General features: G+C 65.3%; 1 protein-coding gene. It reads left to right on the forward strand.

Translation table 11 applies throughout. The annotated features are described in order from the left end of the window. A partial coding sequence (locus IEY89_RS40215) for a transposase (RefSeq protein WP_189152463.1) occupies window positions 1-653 on the forward strand: 653 nt, incomplete at its 5' end. Between the last annotated feature and the right edge of the window lie 6 nt (window positions 654-659).

The following is a 659-nucleotide window of genomic DNA, read 5'->3' on the forward strand; positions in this document are numbered from 1 at the left end:
AACAGCGCGGTCGCCCTTGGAGTCTGGCCCTGGAGGACCGAATCCTGCTGGTCACGGCTTATTGGCGCACGAACTTGACGATGCGGCAGCTTGCCCCGCTGTTCGGGGTCTCCAAGTCGGCTGCAGACCGGATCATTGACCATCTCGGTCCGCTGCTGGCGCTCAGGCAGCGGAAGCGGTTCCGCAAGAACACTGTGCTCATCGTCGACGGCACCCTGGTGCCCACCCGCGATCACACGGTGGCCGAGCAGTCGAAGAACTACCGCTATTCCACAGCCCATCAGGTGGTCATCGACGCCGACACTCGCCTGATCGTCGTTGTCGGCCAACCCGTGCCGGGCAACCGGCACGATTCTCGCGGCTGGGAAGAGTCCGGCGCCAAGGCCGCCGTCGGCAAGACGATGACCATCGCCGACGGCGGCTACCTGGGCACCGGACTGGTCATTCCACACCGCCGCCGCAAGGGCGAAGAACTCCCGGCATGGAAAGAGGAACACAACCGCTCGCACAAGCAGGTTCGCGCACGCGTCGAGCACGCCTTCGCCCGTATGAAGGGCTGGAAGGTCCTGCGCGACTGCCGCCTCAAAGGTGACGGCGTCCATCACGCCATGCTCGGCATCGCCCACCTGCACAACCTCACCCTCGCCGGATAGGCGAAC

This window comes from Streptomyces lacrimifluminis (assembly GCF_014646095.1).
Taxonomy (GTDB): domain Bacteria; phylum Actinomycetota; class Actinomycetes; order Streptomycetales; family Streptomycetaceae; genus Streptomyces; species Streptomyces lacrimifluminis.